General features: G+C 64.7%; 16 protein-coding genes. 9 read left to right on the top strand and 7 right to left on the bottom strand.

Annotation, left to right across the window (positions count from 1 at the left end; all coding sequences use genetic code 11):
* Positions 1-9: 9 nt before the first annotated feature.
* Positions 10-1023, top strand: coding sequence for an ABC transporter substrate-binding protein (locus J5X93_RS11350; RefSeq protein WP_090342342.1), 1014 nt, complete (start codon positions 10-12; stop codon positions 1021-1023).
* Complete coding sequence (locus J5X93_RS11345; RefSeq protein WP_043211287.1) at positions 1020-1868, top strand: ABC transporter permease; 849 nt, start codon at positions 1020-1022, stop codon at positions 1866-1868. The genes J5X93_RS11350 and J5X93_RS11345 overlap by 4 nt, the downstream gene beginning before the upstream one ends.
* 36 nt (positions 1869-1904) lie before the next feature.
* On the opposite strand, the gene J5X93_RS11340 is transcribed toward J5X93_RS11345, so the two are convergent.
* From J5X93_RS11340 to J5X93_RS11325, 4 genes are all read right to left on the bottom strand, one after another.
* Positions 1905-2996 (bottom strand): DUF1615 domain-containing protein, encoded by a 1092-nt coding sequence (locus tag J5X93_RS11340; protein WP_372240757.1) that lies wholly within the window; start codon positions 2994-2996, stop codon positions 1905-1907.
* A complete protein-coding gene (locus J5X93_RS11335) occupies positions 2993-3544 on the bottom strand; it encodes a hydrolase (RefSeq protein ID WP_043211289.1) in 552 nt (183 codons plus the stop codon). Before J5X93_RS11335 ends, J5X93_RS11340 begins: the two co-directional genes overlap by 4 nt.
* Positions 3545-3627: 83 nt before the next feature.
* Positions 3628-4347, bottom strand: a complete 720-nt coding sequence (locus tag J5X93_RS11330) for a thioesterase II family protein (RefSeq protein WP_090342332.1) — start codon at positions 4345-4347, stop codon at positions 3628-3630.
* Positions 4348-4357: 10 nt separating this feature from the next.
* On the bottom strand, positions 4358-4579 hold the full coding sequence (locus J5X93_RS11325) for an MbtH family protein (protein WP_043211294.1): 222 nt from the start codon (positions 4577-4579) through the stop codon (positions 4358-4360).
* A gap of 167 nt (positions 4580-4746) precedes the next feature.
* Here J5X93_RS11325 and J5X93_RS11320 point away from each other — a divergent pair, with 167 nt between their 5' ends.
* A complete protein-coding gene (locus J5X93_RS11320; RefSeq protein WP_182818877.1) occupies positions 4747-5364 on the top strand; it encodes a LysE family transporter in 618 nt (205 codons plus the stop codon).
* Positions 5365-5367: 3 nt separating this feature from the next.
* Here the strand turns inward: J5X93_RS11320 and J5X93_RS11315 are convergent, their stop codons facing one another.
* Positions 5368-5772: a hypothetical protein gene (locus J5X93_RS11315; protein WP_043211298.1), complete on the bottom strand. Its 405-nt coding sequence runs from the start codon at positions 5770-5772 to the stop codon at positions 5368-5370.
* Between the two features lie 218 nt (positions 5773-5990).
* Here J5X93_RS11315 and J5X93_RS11310 point away from each other — a divergent pair, with 218 nt between their 5' ends.
* Positions 5991-6851, top strand: a complete 861-nt coding sequence (locus J5X93_RS11310) for a CAP domain-containing protein (protein ID WP_043211300.1) — start codon at positions 5991-5993, stop codon at positions 6849-6851.
* Between the two features lie 34 nt (positions 6852-6885).
* Here the strand turns inward: J5X93_RS11310 and J5X93_RS11305 are convergent, their stop codons facing one another.
* Positions 6886-7863 (bottom strand): GlxA family transcriptional regulator, encoded by a 978-nt coding sequence (locus tag J5X93_RS11305; RefSeq protein ID WP_090342325.1) that lies wholly within the window; start codon positions 7861-7863, stop codon positions 6886-6888.
* A gap of 101 nt (positions 7864-7964) precedes the next feature.
* Here J5X93_RS11305 and J5X93_RS11300 point away from each other — a divergent pair, with 101 nt between their 5' ends.
* Positions 7965-8576, top strand: a complete 612-nt coding sequence (locus tag J5X93_RS11300) for a LysE family translocator (RefSeq protein WP_182818872.1) — start codon at positions 7965-7967, stop codon at positions 8574-8576.
* 47 nt (positions 8577-8623) lie between these two features.
* Positions 8624-8953 carry a cupin domain-containing protein gene (locus J5X93_RS11295; RefSeq protein ID WP_182940944.1) on the top strand — a complete coding sequence of 110 codons (330 nt, stop codon included), beginning with the start codon at positions 8624-8626 and terminating at the stop codon, positions 8951-8953.
* Here J5X93_RS11295 and J5X93_RS11290 read toward each other — a convergent pair.
* Positions 8941-10311 carry an MATE family efflux transporter gene (locus J5X93_RS11290; protein WP_182818869.1) on the bottom strand — a complete coding sequence of 457 codons (1371 nt, stop codon included), beginning with the start codon at positions 10309-10311 and terminating at the stop codon, positions 8941-8943. The two genes, J5X93_RS11295 and J5X93_RS11290, sit on opposite strands and share 13 nt — an antisense overlap.
* A gap of 103 nt (positions 10312-10414) precedes the next feature.
* Between J5X93_RS11290 and J5X93_RS11285 the strand changes: the two genes are divergently transcribed.
* From J5X93_RS11285 to J5X93_RS11275, 3 genes are all read left to right on the top strand, one after another.
* A complete protein-coding gene (locus tag J5X93_RS11285) occupies positions 10415-11029 on the top strand; it encodes a TetR/AcrR family transcriptional regulator (RefSeq protein ID WP_043211308.1) in 615 nt (204 codons plus the stop codon).
* A gap of 181 nt (positions 11030-11210) precedes the next feature.
* Entirely contained in the window at positions 11211-13628 is a 2418-nt protein-coding gene (locus J5X93_RS11280) for a glucose/quinate/shikimate family membrane-bound PQQ-dependent dehydrogenase (protein ID WP_182940947.1), read from the top strand.
* 135 nt (positions 13629-13763) lie between these two features.
* The gene (locus J5X93_RS11275; protein WP_043211311.1) at positions 13764-15032 is read left to right on the top strand and encodes a carbohydrate porin; all 1269 of its coding nucleotides are present in this window, start codon (positions 13764-13766) and stop codon (positions 15030-15032) included.
* Positions 15033-15079: the final 47 nt, after the last annotated feature.

Here is a 15079-nt window from a genome sequence, read left to right as displayed (position 1 = left end):
GAGGCTCTGATGAAACGAATTCCAACGCTGCTGGCCGGCCTGCTGCTTGCCGTGGGCCTGGCCAGCACCGACAGCGCAGCCGCCGAGGAGCGCACGCCGATTCACTTCGGTGCCATCGGCTGGGAAAGCGGCGCCCTGACCACCGAGATCCTGCGCCTGATCGTCGAACACGGCTTCGGCTACCCCACCGATACCCTCCCCGGCAGCACCGTCAGCATGGAAGTGGCCTTGGCACGCAACGACCTGCAGGTGATCGCCGAGGAATGGGCCGGACGCAGCCCCGCCTGGGTCAAGGCCGAACAGGCCGGCCAGGTATTCGCCCTGGGCGATACAGTGAAAAATGCCGAAGAAGGCTGGTGGGTGCCGGCCTATGTGATCAAGGGCGACCCGGCCCGCAACCTGAAGGCGCTGGCGCCGGATCTGCGTAGCGTCGAAGACCTCAAACGCTACCCTCAGGTGTTTCGCGATCCGGAAACACCGGAAAAAGGCCGCTTTCTCAATAGCCCCAGCGGCTGGACCTCCGAAACAGTCAACAGCCAGAAGCTCAAGGCCTATGGCCTGGATACCCTCTACAACAATTTCCGCAGTGGCTCCGGCGCCGCCCTGGATGCGGAAATCGGCTCGGCGATCCGTCGCGGCCAACCTGTGCTGTTCTATTACTGGAGCCCTACGCCGCTGATGGGCCGCTATGACCTGGTCCGACTCGAAGAACCGCCGTTCGACCCCGCAGCCTGGGCAACCCTCACCGACGCGAAAAACCCACACCCCAAAGGCAGCCGTTCGCTGCCCGCCAAATTGTCGATCGGTGTGTCGGCGCCCTTTCGCGAGCACTACCCAGACCTGGTGGCGGTGTTCGAGAAAGTCGACCTGCCCATCGACCGCCTGAACAAAGCCCTGGCCCACATGAGCGAAACCCGCCAGTCACCACGTGAGGCTGCCTTGATGTTCCTGCGCGACCATCCAGCGGTCTGGAAGGCCTGGCTGCCCGCCGAGGTCGCCGCCAAGGTCGAGGGCGCGCTGTGAGCGCAGGGTTTCCCGATGCCTGGCAGTTCTCCTTCGCCGAATGGGTCAACCGCCTGGTCGACTGGCTGGTGCTGCGCTATGGCGATCAACTGCGCAGCTTGTCCGACCATTTGCTGCAATTGCTGGTGGGCCTGGAAAGCCTGTTGCGCTTGCTGCCCTGGTGGCTGCTGCTCCTGCTGGTCGGCCTGCTCGCCTGGCACGCCAGCCGCAGCCTGACACGCGCGCTGGTGCTCAGTGCCCTGCTGGCGCTGATCGGCATGATCGGGTTATGGGACAAGCTGCTGCAAACCCTGGCGCTGGTGCTGGTCAGTACCGGCTTGTGCGTGCTGATCGGAGTACCCCTAGGGGTCGTCCTGGCGACCCGTCCCTTGGCACGGCGCCTGGTGCTGCCGGTGCTGGACGTGATGCAGACCTTGCCGGCCTTCGTGTACCTGATCCCGGTATTGATGCTGTTCGGCCTGGGCAAGGTCCCGGCCGTGTTCGCCACCTTGGTCTACGCCCTGCCCCCCTTGGTACGCCTGACTGAGCTGGGCCTGGCGCAGATCGACCCATCACTGCTGCAAGCGGCCCACGGCCTGGGCGCCAACCGCTGGCAACGCCTGCGCCGCATCGCCCTGCCCCTGGCGTTGCCGAGCATCATGGCCGGGCTCAACCAGTCGGTGATGATGGCGCTGTCGATGGTGGTGGTAGCCTCGATGATCGGCGCCCGAGGCCTGGGCGAGGATGTGCTGTCCGGGATCCAGACACTCAATGTTGGCCAAGGTGTTGAGGCAGGGCTTGCGATCGTCGCACTGGCCATGGTCATCGACCGCATCAGCCAGGCCTACGGGCAACCACGACGTTGAGCAATGAGGCCGCGCAGCGGCCCCAAGGCGTCAGGCTCAACGCTTCATGCAGCGCTGGTAACGCTCATCGACCCTTCCTGCGAACCATGCGGTGGTCAGCTTGCGAGTGATCTTCGGGCTCTTGAGTTCGATTCCCGGCAGCACCGCACGCGGCAACGGTTTGCCCGCCTTGGCGTCCGCCAGGGCGAACACGCCTTGGTACAGATCGGTGTCCTCGAACGCCAGGCTGTCACCTTTCTCCAGCTGGCTGCGGATCTGCGGGTTGCGCAGCCCCAGCTTGACGCCCAACTTACGCGCCGCCTGTTCAGTGCTGCCCGGCATGATCGAGCCTGGCGCAATCAGGTCGCCATCGAGCGCCAGCGTCACACCACTCGCCCGGCTGAGCGCCGCCTGGAACGCCGCGTTGCGGCTGGCGTACCAGCCCGCGTTGAAATCTGCGAAGCGATACAACTGGCGTTGATAGTGGCTGGGATACCCCAGCAGGTGGGCAATACCGAAGTACAGACCGCCACGGCGGGTGAAGACCTCCTGGCGAATCGTGCCCTCATAGCTGTAGGGATAATCCTTGGCATGGCGCTCGGCGAATTCGATGCTGACCTGCATCGGCCCACCGGTACGGACCGGGTTCAGACCGCCCAGCAGCGTACGCCCCAGCGGCAGGCCGGCGATGAAGTCATCGAACAGGCCGCTCAACTGCTTTTCGCTGCGCACGGCCATCAAGCGTTGCTGGTAGGTCTTGCCATTGCCCGACGGGGTTTTCAATGCCCCATCGACCAGCAATTTGGGAATGTGCAGCCGCGCGGCGCGCCGATCGATCTCTTCGCGGGCGATGCGGCCCAGGTTCGGCACCTGAGGATCGGCATTGAACGTCGACTCCTGCTCGGTCACCGCCAGCACCGCGCACAGGTTGCTCTTGCTTGGATTGATGCGTTGGGCAGCAAAAGCGGTCTGGATATCCCGGGCCCAGCCGTCCCTGTCCTTGATCGATGCCGGCAGCAGGCGCTTGACCTGAGCCTGCACCTGGGCCGGATCGGCCTCGGAAACTTCAGGCGAGGTCGTACACCCCTGCAATACCCCCAGGACCACCAAGCCCAGGGCGGCCAGCCTGCCGCTCGTCCTGGCAGTCAAGGCTGTTCGCCCACCAGGTAAGTCTTGCTTAGGTGGCGGAACAGCGGATGATCGGCGCTGCCCATCAACTCGAACAACACCATCTCGCGGGTCACCACCTGGGCGCCGGCATCGCGCATGCGAGCCAGGCCCGCCGCCTTGCTGGCGGGGGTGCGGCTGTCGCAGGCATCCTCGACCACGAACACCTGCTTGCCCAGGCCCAAAAGGCCCAGCACGGTCTGCAACACGCAGACATGGGTTTCCATGCCACAGACGATCACCTGCTCACGCGCCATCAGGCTGGCCGGCAAGCACTCGGCGGCCACGCAAGAAAAATGCTGCTTTTCCACGATCTGCGCCGCCGGCGATGCGGCCTTGAGTTCGGCCAAGGTCGGGCCAAGGCCTTTGGGGTACTGTTCGGAAATCACCGTCGGCAGCTCCAGCTCGGCGGTCGCCGCCAACAGCCAGCGTGCCCGGGCGCGGGTGCCTTCGGGGTCGCTCATGGCGTTGATGAGTTTTTCCTGGATATCGACGACCAGCAGCGTGGCCTTGCGAGGATCGATCAGCATTGTCTGCCCTAGCCTGTGAAAATGGGCAGCCCAGGGTGGGCTGCAAAGCCCACTAGGCTGGCCGAGGCAAAGGGCGACGTCAATCAGGCACAGTGTCGAAGCGGCGCCAAGGCATCGGCCAAGAGGCCCAGTACCTGGTCTTCGTGCTGATGAATGAAGAAGTGCCCACCGGGGAAGATATCAAGGGTGAACGCACCCTGCGTCTCTTGTCCCCAGGCCTGCAATTGCTCCTGGCTCGCCCGGTCGTCTTCGCCGCCCAACACATGCAGCGGGCAGTCCAGGGGCGGACGCTGACGGTAGACATAGCGCCCGCACAGCAGAAAATCCGCACGCAAGATCGGCAAGGTGAGGCTCATCAGTTCCTGGTTGGCCAGCACCTCTTCGGGCGTGCCCTGCAGCTTGCGCAACTCTTCGATCAATTCGTCGTCGCGCCGAGGTTCACGCCATTGCACGCCGTCATAGTCCTCACGGCGGCTCGGCGCCGCGGTACCGCAGGCAAACAACGCGAGCGGCGGCGGGCAACCCTGGGCCTGCAGCGCGTGGGCAAGCTCGAAGGCCAACAGCGCACCCAGGCTGTGGCCCAACAAGGCATAAGGGGCACGGGCCGATGCGCGGTGTTCGGCAGCCAGTTGCCGGGCCAGGGCCTGCATGTCGGTCTGCAAGGGCTCGCCCAGGCGCATGCCGCGACCGGGCAGTTCCACCGGGCACACCTGCAGCCAGGCCGGCACCTTGCGACGCCAACGGCGATAGACCATGGCGCTGGCGCCGGAGTACGGCAGGCACAGCAGATTCACTGCATCCACAGGCAACGCCTCATTGAACCTGGGCCTGGGCCATCTTCTGACGCAGGCTCAGCGGCCGCATGTCGGTCCAGACTTCATCGATGTAGGCCAGGCAGTCTTTTTTCAGGCCGCTCTTGCCCACGGCACGCCAGCCGTTGGGGATCGCCTTGTAGTCAGGCCAGATGGAGTATTGCTCTTCGTGGTTGACCACTACCTGGAACACGATATCGTCGCGGTCGAATACGGACGTCATTGCCTGTCTCCTTGAATGATGAGGGCCGCTGCGCGGTGCGTAGGGCGGCTATCCAACAAACGAAAGGTCGACGGCGAAAATTAGTCGCTGTCCGTGCTTTGCAAGCAGCGTGTAGGGTGGCATAAATCCAGATCCCCCTTGGCGATGCCTATTTCGGAGATCCCCCCATGCTAGGCGTGACCGACTACGGTGCTTTCGTTGTTGCGTTCCTCATCCTCCTGGCCATCCCCGGGCCTGGCAACTTCGCGCTGATCACCGCCACCGGCAAGGGTGGCATCAAAGGTGGGCTGGCCGCGACCTTGGGCGTGATCCTGGGTGATCAGGTCTTGATGTGGTTGGCGGTGGCCGGTGTCGCCACGCTGCTGGCAGCCTACCCTGCGGCTTTCCATGTGGTGCAGTGGGCGGGGGCGGCCTACCTGGCTTGGCTCGGCCTGCGCATGGTGCTGAGCAAGCCGCGGGGCGCCCCGCGCGAGAGCCGCATGGCCAGCGGGCACTATCTGCGCCAGACGATGATGATCACGCTGCTCAACCCCAAGGCGATCATGTTCTACATGGCGTTCTTCCCGTTGTTTGTCGACCCGGTGCGCCACCAGGGCGTGGTGACTTTTGCCTTCATGGCGGTGACCGTCGCCGCGCTGACCTTCCTGTATGGCCTGATCGCGGTGCTGTTGACCCATCACCTGGCCGAGCGCATGCGCGCCAACCCACGGGTGTCCAATCTGCTGGAGCGCCTGGCAGGCGCCTGCCTGGTGGGGTTCGGGATCAAGCTGGCGGCGATGCGCTGAAAATCAGGCGTCGCGCAGCAGGTCGTGGGCATCGAGCAGACGGAAGGCCACCTGCGGGTTGCGCTCGAGGCCTCGGCGGATGGCGGCCGGAATGGCCTGGCGGGTCTTGCGGCACAGCCCGGGCTGTTCCTCCAGTTCGATACTGATACCGCGCATGGTGCGGACTTCGTTGTAGCCAGGGGCGATGCGCAGGCGAATCCCCAGCTGCTCGTACAGGCGCACCTGTAGACGCTCCAGATCGTCCAGGTCCCTGAGGTGCTCCAGGCGCTCTAGCAGGCGCTTTTCTTCCTGGCGGGTCAACAGCAGGATCCGCTGGGCCTGGGGTGGGCTTTCGTGCAGCCGCTCGCGCCCGCAATCGCAGAGGCCCGGTGGGCAGGGTTGGCGAAGGGGAAGCTCGGTGATGGTCATGGAGCAAGCATAGATCTTTCCCTGTCCAACTTCATGAGTGCGTTGCGATCGGCTGATTACACCGACACCGCACTTTTCGAGCAGCCAGGGGTCTACCCCCTCTTTTGCCGTACGCAATCGATTGCCGGCCGTTTTTTCACCATGCACAAAGCGGGGCCAAACGCCGTGTGCTTGTGTAGGATGGGCAGCTAGGCGCTGCCAGTCATAGGGAGATTTTCATGCGCGTCCTGTCATCCGTTGCCCGCTTTGCCGCCCTGACGCTGGGCCTTGTCGCCTCCACCGGTGCCTTGGCCTTTACCGGTGAAGAAGGTCAACTGATCGAGTCGATCAATGCCTATCGCAGCCAAGCCCAGCGCTGCGGCGGCGAGGCCTCCCTGGAGCTGCCGCCGCTCAACAGCGACACCCGCCTTGCGCTTTCGCCGGAAGGCACCCGGGACCTGCAACAGGCCATGAGCCGCGCCGCCTATCCCATGGTCAACGTCCAGGCGATCAGCCTGTCCGGCCCACGCGATGCCCGGGCGGCGATGAATGCCATCGAGGAAAGCTTCTGCCAGGTTGTCCTTGACCCACAATTCGTCGACATCGGTGTCAGCCAGGAAGGCCGTGACTGGCGCATAGTCTTGGCCCGCCCCCTGCTCAGCGGGCGCCTGGGTGACTGGCAGGCCGAAGGCCAGAAACTGCTGCAGGCGATCAACGCCGCACGCAAAGCGCCGCGCCAATGCGGCGGTCAACCCTTCGCCGCTGCCCCTGCCCTGAACTGGAACAACACCTTGGCCGGTGTCGCCGCCAACCACACCCGGGCCATGGCCAACCAGAACTTCTTCGACCATATCGACCGCGACGGCCGTACCCCTGGCGACCGGGCGGAGCTGGCCGGCTACCTGTACCGGCAGATCGGCGAGAACATCGCCGCCGGTCGTGACACGGCAAACAAGGTGGTCGATGGCTGGCTGGCCAGCCCCGGCCATTGCGCCACCCTGATGAACCCCGACTTCACCGAGCTGGGCGCCGCCTATGCGGTGGACCCTAAGAGCGATGCGGGTATCTACTGGACCGGGTTGTTCGGGTCGCCGCAATGATTGCCGTGGAGATGTTCGCAACGCCGGGGGAGACTCACTCCCCTGGCCTTCCCGAGGCGCGCAGCGTCAACGCCGTACAGCCAAACCTGCGGCGTACGCACTTGCCCAGGTAACTGACATCCCCCAACCCCACCTCATCGGCGATCTGCGCCAAGCCGTGACTTGAGTTGAGCAACCGCCAGCGCGCCTGCTGCAGGCGCATCTCGAGCCACCAGGCCTTGGCCGTCATGCCGTGACTGGCCTGGAACTGGCGGTCCAGCTGGCGCCGGCTGATGCCCAGTTCTGCCGCCAGCTGTTCAAGGGTCAGGTTCGAGCCCAGGTGATGACGCATCAACGCGATAGCACGCTGCACCGCACGCCCCTGCCCTGGCTCCTGCTCCAGGGAGCGCAAGGCATGGCGACTGTCGCGGGTCTCGTCCACGAGCATGTCGGCCAAGCCCTTGAGTGCCCGCGCCCGGCCACAGGCACGCGACAACAGTTCCACCGCCAGGTCGATGGCCGCCGTGCCCCCAGCACAGGAGATCCGTGCGCCATCGAAGCAATACAGCTGCTCGCGCAGCACCTGCACGGACGGGAATGAGGCGCGAAACTCCGTCTCGTGGCGCCAGTGCACCACCACTTTGTGGCCATCGAGCAAACCACAGGCCGCCAGCAGAAACACCGCATTGTCGACGCCTACCAGCTTCAGCCCCGCCCGGACAGCGCGCTTGAGCAAAGCCCGGTAACGCGGAGCCAGCGCCGCCGTCGCCGCGGCGTTGCGCCCGCCGAACAGCACCAGGTAGTCATGGCCTTTGAAGTCCACCGATTGCGCCGTGGCCTGCACCTGAACCACCGCGCCGCTGCTCGAGGGCACAGGATCGGCAGTCAGCCCGAGCAAAGTCCAACTGCAATAGCGCTGGCGACTGTAGTCTTCGTCGTCCGCACTAAAGCGCAGTTTGTCGAGGAAAGCCCCGAACGGTAGCAAGGCGAATTCCGGCAGGGGAAGGATCAACAGACGAATGTCAGGGGTCATGCAGGGCACGTCCAAAGATAACCGCAGAAAGTCCAGATATTACCTTAGCAATCTCGACGCTTACCCTAGACTGGCGCTCTTCACCCCCAAAGGCTTTCTCCATGGCGCTGGATATTTGGCTCATCTATCTGCTGGCCAGCATTGGCTTGTCCCTGACCCCTGGCCCGAACAGCCTGCTGGCCCTGACCCACGGCGCGCTCTATGGCGCCCGTCGCACCCTGTACACCATCGTGGGAGGCGTGTTCGGATTCAGCGCGCTGATTGCCTTGGCGATGTTCGGCCTCAGTGCCCTGCTGCATACCTCAGCCTCGCTGCTGCAGGTGCTCAAATGGGTCGGTGGGGCCTATCTCTTGTGGCTGGGCATTCAGCTCTGGCGTAGCCCGGCGATGCGCCTGGAGCTTGCTGAGGGCGCCACGCGTCTGGGCAACCGCGGGCTGTTCCGCCAGGGCTTTCTGTCGGCCATGGCCAACCCCAAGGTGTTGTTGTTCTATGGCGCCTTTTTGCCGCAGTTCATCGACCCTCAACGCGGTCTGGCGATGCAGTTCGTGATCATGGCGGCGACCTTTGCCAGCGTGGAGTTCGTGGTCGAATACCTGCTGGCGCGCCTGGCCTTTCGCGTGCGCCCTTGGCTGGCCAAGGGGGGGCGTGGCTTCAATCGCTGCTGCGGGACGCTGTTCGCGCTGATCGGCGTGGCGCTGCCACTGGGGCGCTGAGCCGATCTACACTCAGGGGCCTCACTGGCTTAGCACGCGAGGCCCCAATGCCCGAAAACCTGTTCACGGCCCTTCCTCCGCTCGCCCCCCAGGCGAGCGAGCAGTTCGACGAGCTTCTGCGCCGGCCGGGTCTGCGCATCGAGCGCATCGTCTCCAGTGGCCAGGCCAGCCCGCCTGGCTTCTGGTACGACCAGGTCGAAGGTGAATGGGTACTGCTGCTCACCGGCAGCGCCGGGCTCAGGCTTGAGCATGAGCCCCACGAGCGGGTGCTGCGCCCCGGCGATCATCTGGATATCCCGCCCCATTGCCGGCACCGGGTGGAGTGGACCGAGGCCGGTGTGGCGACGGTCTGGCTGGCAGTGTTCTACGGCAACTGAGGCTGAACCCCCTCTGTCGGGCCACCCTGCAACTGGTAGAAGCGCCAAGGCAGCAGCAACGCCGCCACCGCCAGGCCGCAGGCAAAACCGACCCAGACCCCGACCGGCCCCAACGGCGAATGGAACGCCAGGGCGTAGCTGAGCGGCAATGCCAACAGCCAATAGCTGACCAAGGTCACGCCCACCGGCCAGCGGTAGTCCTGCAATCCGCGCAGGGCTCCCAAAGCTGTGGACTGCAAACCATCGGCGATCTGCATGGTCGCGACCACCACGAACATCGGCACCGCGATGGCGATCACCTGCGGGTCGTCACTCATGGCCTCGGCGATCGCCCGGCCAAACACCATCAGCAGCAGGGTACTGGCCACCATCCAGGCGCTGACACTGATGAAGGTGGCGCTGCCAATGGCCTTGATACGCGCACGCTGGCCTTGGCCCTGGGCCTGGCTGATGCGGATGCTCACCGCCGCGGCCATGCCCAACGGCAGCATGTACAGCAACGAGCCGATCGACTGCACCACCTGATTGGCGGCCAGCGCCGCCGTGCCCAGCCAGCCGAGCATCCAGGCCGCGATCACCACGGCGCCAGCCTCGGCCAGGTAGCCCAGCCCCAGCGGCCAGCCCTCTCCCATCAGCGTGCGCCAGGCCAACCGGGGGCCCAGGGAGGCTCGCCGGTAGACCGATAGCGAAGGCGCCAGACGCCAATAGGCAAATGCCAGCAGCACAGCCAGGGATTCGGCCAGCACGCTGGCGATACCGGCGCCCAACAAGCCCAGGGCCGGCAAGCCGAAATGTCCGTGGATCAGGCCGTAGCTCAAGGGCACGTTGAACACGACCGCACTCATCACCACCAACACCGCGGCCCACGGGCGACCGACGGCCTCCAGCACGTCCTTGAACACCACGGCCAGGCAGAACGGAATCAAGAACACCGCCATCGCCTGCCAGTACGGCGCCAGTACCTTTACGTCCGGCAACGGCACGCCGGCCCATTGCAGCACCGGCAGGCTGCCCAGCATCGCCAGGCAGCCGAGGGTGCCGACCAACAGGCCGTAACCCAGCCCCGCACGCAGTGTGCGTGCCACGCCCTCGGCATCGCCGGCACCGAAGGCATGGCCCACCCGCACACTGAGGGTGGCGAGCATGCCGTAGAGCCCAGCGTGGAAGATCAACCCGGCGCTGGCCGTGAGCGAAACACAGGCCAGTACCAGCGTCCCCAGCGAGGCCAGCATCAGGGTGTCGGTCAAGCTGATCAGCTCACTGGCCGAGAGTCCCAGCACCAGCGGCAAAGCCAGGCGCAGCAAGCCCGGCAATTCGGCAAGCCATGTACGTTGAGGGTGCTGCAGGGACGCGGACATGGGACAAACCTCCAATTAGCATACGCCGCGTATGCTAATACCCCTTATTGACATACGCAACGTATGCTAATTTGCGTCCACTGTTATCTCCCAGGAGCTGCCGATGCCCGCCCCTCGCCGAACCCGAGCCGCCATGAGCGCCGAAACCACCGAGCGTTTGATCGCTGTTGCCCGCCGTCAATTCGCGGAAAAAGGCTTCACCGCCGTGGTCATGGACGAACTGTGCGCCGAGGCTGACCTGACCCGGGGCGCCTTGCATCACCATTTCGGCGGCAAGGCCGGGCTGTTCACCGCCGTGGTGACGCACCTGCTCGACGAGATCAACCAAGCGCTCGATGAGCGTTTCGCCACCCATACCGATCCTTGGGAGGGCTACCTGGACACCTGTCTGCACTACTACGACTTGCTACATGATCCCGCCCTGCGCCGCATCCTGCTGCAGGATGCTCCCGCCGTACTCGGCCCCCGCCTGCGCGAACTCGAGGAAGAAAGCTACATCGGCCCCATGGCCGCCGGATTGATGGAGCTGCAGCACGCTGGGGTGCTGCGTGACTTCGACCCGGTGGCCATGGCGCATCTGATCAACGGCGCCATGGGCGACAGCGGTATGTGGGTGATTGCCCAGGACGACCCACAAAAGGCGGCAGAACGTGTCAAGACAGCCCTCAGATGCCTCATGGAAGGGCTTCGCCGCGCCGAATCAACGGTTTCACACTGATCACCCGAGGCGCTTGGGTAGACGCTGTTTCAGCGATTTTTCGTTCATGATCTAAGCTTTTAAGCGTTATTGGAGAGTTCCGGCCCTGCGACAATCTGACCTGAAAAATAATGTACTAACTTGTTAATTAGCTTGCTAAGGGCCTAAACTGCGCGCAGTCCCACCTGCGAGATCCCTGGCAATGACACAAACACCTCGCGCCTCTGGCGCCTCAACCTTCATCCTGGTCGGGCTCGGCGTGATCATCGCCCTGCTCGGCCTGCTTCTGGCCGTCGGCGGCGTCAAGCTAGCCATCCTTGGCGGTTCTTGGTACTTCCTGCTCGGCGGCCTGGCCATGGCCATGGCCGGCGGGCTCATCGCCCGCCGCAAGCCCGCCGGTGCCTGGCTGTTCGCCGCTTTCCTGGTCGGTACGGCGGTCTGGGCCGTGCTCGATGCAGGCTTGGCGTTCTGGCCGCTGTTCTCGCGGTTGTTCATGTTCTCGGCTATCGGCCTGGTCGTGACGCTGGTCTATCCGATGCTGGTGCGCGCCAGCGGTGGCAGCAGCGGCCGTGGTGCCTACGCCGTGGCCGGCGTGCTGGCCGTCGCCTTGGCGATTGGCGTTGGCAACATGTTCGTCGCTCACCCAAGCGTCGCCCCTACCGGCAAAGGCCCTGGCATGACCCCGGTCGAACCCGGCCAGGCACAGAAAGACTGGGCGCACTACGGCAATACCGAAGGCGGCAGCCGCTTCGCCGCGCTGGACCAGATCAATCGTGACAACGTGAACGAACTCAAGGTCGCCTGGACCTATCACACCGGCGATGTGGCGCTGAGCGACGGCAACGGTGCCGAAGACCAGCTGACCCCGCTGCAGGTGGGCGACAAGGTATTCATCTGCACCCCGCACAACAATCTCATCGCGCTGGACGCGGACACCGGCAAGGAGCTCTGGAAGAACGCGATCAACGCCCAATCCAAGGTCTGGCAGCGTTGCCGCGGCCTGGCCTACTTCGACGCAACCGCCCAGATCGCCCAGCCGACCCAGCCCGACAGCTCGCCGATCGCCGCCGTCAAACTGCCCGCTGGCGCCAACTGCCAGCGCCGCCTGCTGACTAACACCATCGATGGCCGCTTGATCGCCGTCGATGCCGACACCGGCGCGTTCTGCGAAGGCTTTGGCAACAACGGCCAGGTCGACCTCAAGGCCGGCCTGGGCGATGTCCCGGATTCCTACTACCAGCTGTCCTCCGCTCCTCTGATGGCCGGCACCACCGTGGTGGTTGGCGGCCGGGTGGCCGACAACGTCCAGACCGACATGCCAGGCGGCGTGATCCGTGGCTTCGACGTGATCACCGGGCAAATGCGCTGGGCCTTCGACCCGGGCAATCCAGAGGACCGCAACGCCCCGCAAGGCGACAGCACCTACGTGCGCAGCACCCCCAACAGCTGGGCGCCGATGTCTTATGACCCGGCGATGAACACGGTCTTCCTGCCGATGGGCAGCGCCTCCACCGACCTCTACGGCGTCGAGCGCAGCGAGCTGGACCACACCTATGGCGCGTCGGTACTGGCTTTGGACGCCACCACCGGCAACCAGAAATGGGTGTTCCAGACCGTGCACAACGACCTGTGGGACTTCGACCTGCCCATGCAGCCGAGCCTGATCGATTTCACGCGGGACGATGGCAAGACCGTCCCGGCGGTGGTGATCGGCACCAAGGCCGGGCAGATCTACGTGCTCGACCGTGCGACCGGCAAGCCGCTGACCCAGGTCGACGAAGTGCCGGTCAAGCCGAGCAATATCCCTAACGAGCCGTACTCCCCGACCCAACCCAAATCGGTAGGCATGCCGCAGATCGGTGCACAGACCCTGACCGAATCGGACATGTGGGGCGCCACCCCGTATGACCAACTGCTGTGCCGCATCGATTTCAAGAAGATGCGCTATGACGGCCTGTACACCGCGCCAGGCACCGACCTGTCGCTGAGCTTCCCAGGTTCGCTCGGTGGCATGAACTGGGGCAGCATCTCCACCGACCCAGTACATGGCTTTATCTTCGTCAACGACATGCGTCTGGGTCTGTGGATTCAGATGATCCCGTCGCAGAACAAAGGCCAGGCCACCTCCGGTGGCGAGGCGCTGAACACGGGCATGGGCGCCGTTCCCCTCAAGGGCACGCCTTATGCTGTGAACAAGAACCGCTTCCTGTCCGTGGCCGGTATTCCGTGCCAGGCACCGCCTTTCGGCACCCTGACCGCCATCGACATGAAGACCCAGCAGATCGCCTGGCAAGTGCCGGTCGGCACTGTCGAGGACACCGGCCCACTCGGTATCCGCATGCACCTGCCGATCAAGATCGGCCTGCCGACCCTCGGCGGTACGCTGTCCACCCAAGGCGGCCTGGTGTTCATCGCCGGTACTCAGGACTTCTACCTGCGCGCCTACGACAGCGGCAATGGCAACGAGATCTGGAAGGCTCGCCTGCCCGTCGGCAGCCAGGGCGGCCCGATGACCTACGTCTCGCCCAAGACCGGCAAGCAGTATGTAGTGGTCACTGCCGGCGGTGCGCGGCAATCCCCTGACCGTGGCGACTACGTGATGGCCTATGCCCTGCCGTAAACCGCGCCGCCTTCTTCGCGGATAAACCCTACCCCACCGAGACCGCGTCGCTCCCTTCGCCGGTTCTCACAAAGACTCCGAGCAGCCTTTGTGGGACCGGCGAACGGGCCCTCACAGACAACCCGAGACTCCGTAATGCCCCGCGTTATTCGCATCACCCCCGCTCTTGCGCTGGCCCTGGCCAGCACCACCGCCATGGCCGACGGCGACCTGATGACCCGCAACACCCTGACCGGTGACTGGGGCGGCTTGCGCCACCAGCTCGAGGAAGATGGCATCAGGTTCACCGGCGACTACAGCGGCGAAACGGCCTACAACGCCCACGGTGGCCTGCACCGTTCGGCACGCTACTCGCAGAACCTCAAGCTCGGCGTACAGTTCGACCTCTCGAAGCTGTACGGCCTGGACAATGCTGGCAAGGTCCAGCTGACGGTCAACGACCGCCGCGGCAACAGCGCCTCCGAGGACCTGGTGGGCAACCGCCTGCCGATCCAGGAAAACTACGGCGGCCTCTACACCCGCCTGACCGAGCTCAGCTACGAGCGCACCCTGTTCACCCCGGCACTCAACGTCAAGCTCGGTTACATGGCCATGGGCAACGACCTGGGCGGGCTCGACAGCGGCATCCTGTGCAACTTCATGAACGCCGGCTTCTGCGGCCACCCGCTGAACATGTCCGGCGGCAGTGGTTGGACCAACTACCCCAACGCGCATCTGGGCGTGAGGGTCAAATACGACTTGTCGCCAGCCTGGCAGGTGCGTGTGGCAGCGTTCAACGTCGACCCCGAAAGCAACGGCAACGCCAGCCGCGCCTGGCACCTGGGGCCCAAGCACACGACCGGCACCGTGGTCCCGGTCGAGCTGGTGTACAAGCTGCAAGGCCAACTGCCTGGCGAGTACAAGCTCGGCTACTACTACGACAGCTCCGATGCCAAACGCATCGGCCGCAATGACCAAGTGTCCGGGCGCAGCGGCCATTACCTGCTGATCGACCAGGCGGTGTGGAACGACCCTGCCCTGCCGGGCCGAAGCTTGCACGCCTTCGGCCAGTATTCGGCCTCAAGCAAAGCGGCCTCGCCGTTTACCAAGTGGTATGGCGCAGGCGTCGTGCTGTACAAGCCGTTCGAAGGGCGCCCGCGCGATACCCTGGCGCTGGGCTACGGTCGCGCCGTGCCCAACCCCCGTAGCCGCGATGTACTCGAGGACGCCGCCCAGGCCGATGGCCAGGACTTCCCCAACCTGGACAGCGCCGAACAGCTGATCGAGCTGAGCTACGGCTACCAGGCCACACCCTGGCTGAACCTGCGGCCGGATGTGCAGTACATCATCGAGCCGGGCGCATTCTCCGGGCAACGCATCGACAACGCGTTGGTGGTGGGACTGCAGGTCAAGGCGAGCTTCTGATCGATTGCACCTCGGGGCGCGGCGAAAGGGGCGCACGCGCCCCAAGG

The sequence above is a fragment of the Pseudomonas sp. BYT-1 genome, assembly GCF_023611805.1.
Classification (GTDB): Bacteria; Pseudomonadota; Gammaproteobacteria; order Pseudomonadales; family Pseudomonadaceae; genus Aquipseudomonas; species Aquipseudomonas guariconensis.
This window is presented reverse-complemented; position numbering and strand designations above follow the sequence as displayed.